Origin of the sequence: Streptomyces sp. NPDC002476, assembly GCF_042889785.1 — a bacterium.
Taxonomy (GTDB): domain Bacteria; phylum Actinomycetota; class Actinomycetes; order Streptomycetales; family Streptomycetaceae; genus Streptomyces.
Genome location: NZ_JBIARH010000057.1, coordinates 25,073 through 31,799, shown reverse-complemented (window position 1 = coordinate 31,799; position 6,727 = coordinate 25,073). Strand labels below are relative to the sequence as shown.

The 6,727-nt window shown below is 68.0% G+C and carries 4 protein-coding genes and 3 pseudogenes; 3 read left to right on the top strand and 4 right to left on the bottom strand.

Annotated elements, in window-relative coordinates; all coding sequences use genetic code 11:
• Nucleotides 1–84 (top strand): annotated as a pseudogene (locus tag ACFYXM_RS34075) (transposase); the annotation flags it as partial.
• A gap of 103 nt (nucleotides 85–187) precedes the next feature.
• Nucleotides 188–1,036 carry an inositol monophosphatase family protein gene (locus tag ACFYXM_RS34070; protein WP_389295334.1) on the top strand — a complete coding sequence of 283 codons (849 nt, stop codon included), beginning with the start codon at nucleotides 188–190 and terminating at the stop codon, nucleotides 1,034–1,036.
• A 19-nt stretch (nucleotides 1,037–1,055) separates the two neighbouring features.
• On the opposite strand, the pseudogene ACFYXM_RS34065 reads toward ACFYXM_RS34070, so the two are convergent.
• From ACFYXM_RS34065 to ACFYXM_RS34055, 3 genes and pseudogenes are all read right to left on the bottom strand, one after another.
• A pseudogene (locus ACFYXM_RS34065) lies at nucleotides 1,056–2,055 on the bottom strand (IS5 family transposase).
• A 66-nt stretch (nucleotides 2,056–2,121) separates the two neighbouring features.
• Nucleotides 2,122–3,119: pseudogene (locus ACFYXM_RS34060) on the bottom strand (IS5 family transposase).
• Between the two features lie 26 nt (nucleotides 3,120–3,145).
• Entirely contained in the window at nucleotides 3,146–3,586 is a 441-nt protein-coding gene (locus ACFYXM_RS34055) for a hypothetical protein (protein WP_389295332.1), read from the bottom strand.
• Between the two features lie 220 nt (nucleotides 3,587–3,806).
• Between ACFYXM_RS34055 and ACFYXM_RS34050 the strand changes: the two genes are divergently transcribed.
• A complete protein-coding gene (locus ACFYXM_RS34050; RefSeq protein ID WP_389295330.1) occupies nucleotides 3,807–4,775 on the top strand; it encodes a transposase in 969 nt (322 codons plus the stop codon).
• A 70-nt stretch (nucleotides 4,776–4,845) separates the two neighbouring features.
• On the opposite strand, the gene ACFYXM_RS34045 is transcribed toward ACFYXM_RS34050, so the two are convergent.
• Nucleotides 4,846–6,654: a DUF4157 domain-containing protein gene (locus ACFYXM_RS34045; RefSeq protein ID WP_389295328.1), complete on the bottom strand. Its 1,809-nt coding sequence runs from the start codon at nucleotides 6,652–6,654 to the stop codon at nucleotides 4,846–4,848.
• Between the last annotated feature and the right edge of the window lie 73 nt (nucleotides 6,655–6,727).

The window sequence follows — 6,727 nt, the reverse complement described above, 5'->3', positions numbered from 1 at the left end:
ATCCGCCGTTACATCATCTGGCGGAACAAGCACGCCGCCGACGAACGCCTACGCGAGGTCGTCAACAGGGCAAACGTTGCCTGATGCGGCACTAGGACCTGTCCGGAGTCGTGATCAATGTTGGCTCTGTGGCGTAAGAAGTTGATCTGGCTCCACGCGGTCATGGAGGTCGTGAAAGGGTCGCCGGATGGACTATGCGTTCGATGCGCCTCCCGTTGACCGGGAGCTTCTGGACTTCGCTGTGTGCCTGGCCGGTCGTGCTGGGCAGATGTCCGCGGAAGGTTTCTTTGGTGGTGGCTGGCACAGCCGTCGCAAGGAGGACGGCAGCGAGGTCACCGAGATCGACGTGGCCGTCGAGGAGCTCATCCGGGCCGAGCTGAGTCGCAGGACGCCGGACGATGGAATCTTCGGCGAGGAGGGAGGCGTGACCAGCGGGTCATCGGGACGGCGATGGATCATCGACCCCATCAACGGCACCACCTACTTCACCCACCGGGTGCCCCTGTTCACGAACGATCTCGCCTACGAGGACGAGTACGGTCCGGCCGTCGGCGTGATCAACATGCCGCTGCGGCAGCAGATGGTGGTGGCGGGCCGCGGTCTGGGCTGCTGGGTGCTGCCGGGTCCGGACCCGGACCTACGGTCGGGCCGCCGTGCTCACGTCTCGGAGCGGACCGCCCTGGGCGGGGCCAGGACGCTGATGCACAACCCAGCGGGCTGGTCGGAGGAACTCCTTTCCGCTCTCCACCGTCGGGTCTTCCTCATGCCTTCGACGGGCGTGATCGCGGCCCTGGTGACGGGGTGGGCCGATGCCGGGGTGATTGCCGGTCCGCCGATGGGTTACGAGGACGTGGCTCCGATACCGGTCATCGTCACGGAGGCAGGCGGCCGGGTGACCGACCTGGGCGGGGCGTCCGTGCTGCAGGGTGACATGTCGGTGCTGGTCACCAACGGTCAGTTGCACGAGGAGTTCTTGCAGTTGGTGAAGGACTTGCCGCGCAGTCGCGACTGGCAGGCCCTCGCTGACGGAGAGTAGGGCCTGCGCAAGGCCGTGATCAATCGGAGGAACGGAGGCTGCGGAGCCAGATGACCGCGCCGCGAAGGTGGAGTGCCGCGAGATAGCTCTCGGGGGTCTTGTCGTACCGGGTGGCGATCCCGCGCCACGCCTTCAACTTGTTGATCAGACGTTCCACCATGTTGCGCTCCCGGTAGAGCTCGGCGTCGTGGGCTACAGGCCGACCGCCGCGACGGCCCCTCTTCTTGCGGTTGGCCGCCTGGTCAGCCTTCTCCGGGATGACCCCCTTGATCCCACGGCTGCGCAGGTAGGCGCGGTTGCGGCGGGAGGAGTACGCCTTGTCGCCGGCGACGGCGTCGGGCCGGGTGCGCGGTCGGCCCACCGGGCCACGGACCTTGATGCCCCGCAGGACGGGGATGAACTGCGGGCTGTCGGCGGCTTGCCCGGGGGTGAGCACGAAGGCCAGCGGACGGCAGCGCCGTTCGGCCGCCAAGTGCACCTTGCTGGTCAGCCCGCCCCGCGAACGCCCCAGGGCGGCGGCCTTCAGCCGCGCGCGGCGCCGACGGCGAACCCGGCGCCGCTCGGCACGGGCAGTGTCGGCCGCCTCAGCTTCTTCCGCACCCTCTTGATCCTTTTGTCCCTTCCCGCGCCCCCTTTGGCTGCTCAATGGCTTCCTCCAGGGCGGCCAGCACGTCCTCACTCACCCGTGCGCCCGCCGCGTCGTGATGCGCACGGGCGGTCGTGGAGTCCACGCTGACCAGCGACAGGTCCACCTTCCCGCGCCGCGCGGCCTCGGCGATCAGCGCCTCCATCAGGGCCTGGAACACCCCGGCATCGCGCCACTGACGGAATCGGTCGTAAATCGTCGACCAGGCCCCGAACTTCTCCGGTATCTCCCGCCACTGGCTCCCCGTACGGAACCTCCAGACCACACCCTCGAACTGGTCCCGCAACCGATGCGGATACGGCCCGTACTCGCCAATCGGCAGCAAAGGTTCCACCAACGCCCAGTCGTCATCGCTCAGTTCGCGTCTCGCCATACGTATGTTCTACCGCCACGTTGATCACGACTCCGCACAGGCCCTAGGCCCTGTCCTGAGTCGTGATCAAGGTGTGGGGCGGAGGCTGCGTATCCAGATCACCGCCCCGCGCAGGTGGAGGCCGGCGAGGTAGCTCTCGGGTGTCTTGTCGTAGCGGGTCGCGAGGCCGCGCCACGCCTTGATCTTGTTGATGCAGCGTTCAACGCTGTTGCGGTCTTTGTAGAGCTCGGCGTCGTGGGAGAGGGGCCGTCCGCCTCGGCTTCCCTTCTTCTTCCGGTTCGCGGCCTGGTCGGCCTTCTCCGGGATGACCGCCTTGATGTTCCGTTTGCGCAGATGGGCGCGGTTAGCGCGGGAGGAGTATGCCTTGTCACCGGCGACCGCGTCGGGACGGGTGCGCGGGCGGCCGACCGGGCCACGGATCTTGATCTTGTCCAGGACCGGGACGAACCGGGGGCTGTCGGCGGCCTGCCCCTCGGTCAAGACGAAGGCGAGCGGGCGACAGTGGGGGTCGGAGGCGAGATGAACCTTACTGGTCAGGCCGCCGCGCGAGCGCCCGAGCAGGGCGGCCTTCAGCCGGGCCCGGTGCCGCTGCCGGACGCGCCGTCGTTCCTCCCGGTCCGGGGCGGGCTCGCCCTGTTCGCCCGCGAACTGCGGCTTTCGTTCCTTCCCGCGGCCCCCTTTGACGCCTCGGCGGCCTCTTCCAGAGACCTCAGGACCTCCTCGCCGACCCGCATGCCCGCAGCGTCCTGATGGGCGCGGGCGACCGCGGAGTCCACGCTGACCAAGGACAAGTCCGTCTGCCCGCGCCGGGCCGCCTCCGCGATCATCCCGTCCATCAGAGCCTCGAAGACACCGGCGTCGCGCCACTGGAGGAAGCGGTTGTAGACGGTCTGCCAGACCCCGAACTCCGACGGCATCTCCCGCCACTGGCTGCCCGAGCGGAACTTCCAGATCACGCCCTCAAACTGCTCCCGCAGATGCTCCGGATACGGTCCGGACCTGCCTATCGGCAGGAACGGGCCGATCAACTCCCACTCATCGTCCGTGAGTTCAGTACGCGCCATGTCAGATTCCTACCCGCCATGAACGATCAACGGAAGAGGCATCTCACGCCTTGATCACGACTCAGGACAGGCCCTAGGGCCCGGTTCGCGACCAGGGAGAACAGCACCCGCTCGGTCACCGACATGTCCCGGCGCCGGCCCCGTTTGGGCTGCCCGACCCGCCCGACGATCTGGTCGATCCGCAGACGCCTCCACAGATGATCGAGGACATAAGTGCTGCCGAACGGGACCGACGAGACGAACTCCAGGTCACCCGCCGCGGTCGACGCCAGTGCCTCACCCGGCTCCAGCAGCCTCGATAGAGACGCGACCAGGCGCTTCACCGCATCCCGGTCGAGTTCGTCCTCACGACCGAACGTGAACAGGACCTTCGGGACCGCCCGGCCCTTCACCGGATCCCACTCGTTGTGGGCCAGATGCAGGTACCGGACCGTGCCGGACTTGTTCTCCCGCTTCGTCGTCTTCACATACACGACTCCAGACCCTACCGGGTAACCCCAGGTCAGCATACGTCGATACGAAAATCGCGTCTCTAGGCGAATCCGCCCGCGTCACCAGCCGACAACCCACTGACCTGCACCTTCACCCCGGAAAGGAATATTTCCTCGGGGCAGGCATCGTCTGGGCTCCTCTCATGAGAACCATCTGACCTGCTGTCACCTTTCCCCGTATCTCGGGGGAACCTCAGTGCAGAACTATCACCGTGCCGTGACCGAGGCCGGGGCGGAGGTGAAGCGGCGGGAGAGCAAAGACCTCCCGCCCGGCAGACTGAGGCTGGCCTCTCCGTACGACACGGACGCGCGCTACGGCCTCAAGCAGGGCTCCTGGTGGACCGGCTACAAGGTCCACATCAGTAAGTCCTGCGACGAAACTGATGACCACGACGCGCCCGTCGGCCAGGCGACGATCCCTGGAGCCGACGGATCGCCGCCGCGCTTGATCACCAGTATTGCGACCACCGACGCCACAGTGACCGACGCGGAAATGACTGAACCGGTCCATCACATGCTCGCCGGCCGTGGTCTTCTGCCCGCCGAGCACTTCCTCGATTCCGGTTATGCCTCGGCCGAGTTGATCGTGGGGATGAAGAAGAGCTTCGGGGTCGCCCTGGTCACTCCGGTCCTGCTGAACAGCTCGCCCCAGGCACGTGCCGACGCGGGGTTCGACCGCACCGCGTTCACCATCGACTGGGAGAAGCGGCAGGCCACCTGCCCACGCGGGGACACCAGCACCTGGTGGAGCCCCGCGACCCAGCGCGGGACCAAGGCCATCGTCATCAAATTCGACAAGGAAACATGCCGCCCCTGCCCGGTGCGAGACCAGTGCACCCGTTCGAAGACCGGCGGCAGGACCCTCTCCCTGCAACCCCGCGAGCTGCAAGAAGTCCTCGACCATGCCCGCCTCCAGCAGTCCGACGAGCAGTGGCGAGCCAACTACGGAACCCGCGCGGGCATCGAGGGAACCATCCACCAGGCCGTCGCGGTCACCGGGATGAGACGTGCCCGCCACCTCGGCCTCCAGAAGACCCACCTGGAGCACGTCTTCTCCGCCGCTGCGCTCAACCTCATCCGCCTCGATGCCTGGTGGAACGGCCACCCGCTCGACCGTACCCGCGCCAGCCACCTTGCCCGCCTCGACCTCTCCCTCGCCGCGTGACCGAGTAAAGCCAGCAGGATCGTCACCAGCCGCAAACGGCGGCGCTCGTACCGAAGTGGACCGGCCGGACTCAGGCCCTCCCGGTCCACAGGAAGTCGACGGCCGCGTGCACCACCGAAAGGGATACCGTGCCGTTACTCGGCAGGAACAGGACGTCGTACACGTCCGTGCCGACCTGGGCGCCCTGGCCGTTCGCCGAGGGGTGAGCCTGGTCGAGGGGGACGTCGGTCTCCAGGGAGCGGATCACGTTGTTCCATACGTACGTCGTCAGGTTGGCCATGACCGTGTCGTACTGATCGGGAGTAACGTTCCGGAGGGTGGCGAGAGTCTGCTCCAGCCTGGCGATGAGAACGGTGACGGCGGTCGTGGTCCGGGGCGACGAGAACCGGGCGTTCCGCAGGGACACCATCCACGTCTCCACGGCGTCGGGGGTCTGGGGGATGCTCTCCTGGAGGAAGCGGCTCAGGATGTTGATCTCGGAGTTCTCTTGACCGGAGCCCACCCAGAGGTTCTTCACCGAGCTGTTCATCACGTACGCCGCACGCATGAGGACCTCGGCCTCGGCTCGATCGCCGGTACCGAACTCCGCGGGCGGCATGTTCACGACGGAGGCGTCCGACTCTGCGCTCATCCCCGCGTGGACGTCGGTGAGCTTCGTTTCGAGGTAGGAGATCAGGGTTCTGCCGTGGGTGGCGTAGGCGCGGTTGAGGAGGTCCCTGATGTTGTGCCACGCGATGACGTGCCGACGATGCTGCATCGGCTGGGTCGTGAGGTCCGCCCTGGTCGAGGCGGCGAAGTTGGGCCGGCCGATGATCGCCTTCTTGCCGTGCATCGTCATGGTGCCGAAGCTGCCGATGCCGGGCGGAGCCGGCGCGTTCTCCGTGAGGAGATAGTTCACGACCGCGGTGTAACGGCTGCGTTCTCCCGTCTCGCCGCGTGCGAGGTGGAAGCGATGGAGCATCGCCTGGGCCTGCGCCAGGATGTCGGCGCCCGGGACCAGGCCCAGATCGGGTGTCCAGGCGTCCCTGAGTTCGGTCAGGACCGCGTCGTAGTCGTCGATCCAGCGGCGCAGCAACCCGCCCTGCAGCTTGATCAGGTCGACCACGTCCTGAGGATCCTCGACGCCCACCTGGGCAGGGGTGGTGTGTGCGCGCTGCACGTCGACGGACTCGGCGTCCTGGCCGCGGTGGTGCGCTCCGGACGTACCATGCCCGTGCGCCCCCTGGGCCCGGCCGGCGCCGAGGGCCGGCGGCGGGGTCGGGGCTGGCCGTGAGGGGGCGGCCATCGCCTGCCTCGCGTTCGTCTCCGCCTCCCGTTCGTGACGGCCGGAAGCATCGGAGATCCGCAGGCCGCCGTTGTCGTGGCCCGCGACGGGGCTGACGCGCTGCTGGATGACATGGGTGAGCTCGTGGGCAAGCGTGTGCCGGTCGCCACCGTCCGCTCCGGTGACGACGTGGTTGCCGGAGTTGTACGCGCGGGCACCGATATCGGCCGCGGACGCCGCCGCGGCGCTGTCGTCATGGATACGGACGTCGGAGAAGTCGGCGCCCAGGCGGGTCTCCATGTCGGTGCGGGTCGCCTCGTCGAGCGGTCGTCCGGCGCCCCGCAGGACGTCGTGGACGGCGAGCGGCAGGCCGGCCGACGGCTGCTCCGCCCGATCCGGTCCGCCCACGGCGGAGAGCTGTCGCCCTTCCTCTGGTGAGGCGCCGCGGGCCGAGCGCAGGATGCGCAGGACGGCGGCGTTGCCGAGGCTGCCTTGCAGCGCGGCGAGTCCGACGGCGGGAGGCAGGTCCTGCGCGAGTTCGCCGGACTGCCGCGGCGCGCGGTGTCGCGCCGAGGACTGGTGCTCGGCGTCGTCACGCCGACGGTGCGCGCGCATGGGCCTCCTTGAGTGGGGAGCCGGTGCCCTACACCTAACAGCGGTTACGACGCGGGAACAACGGCCGGTGGGG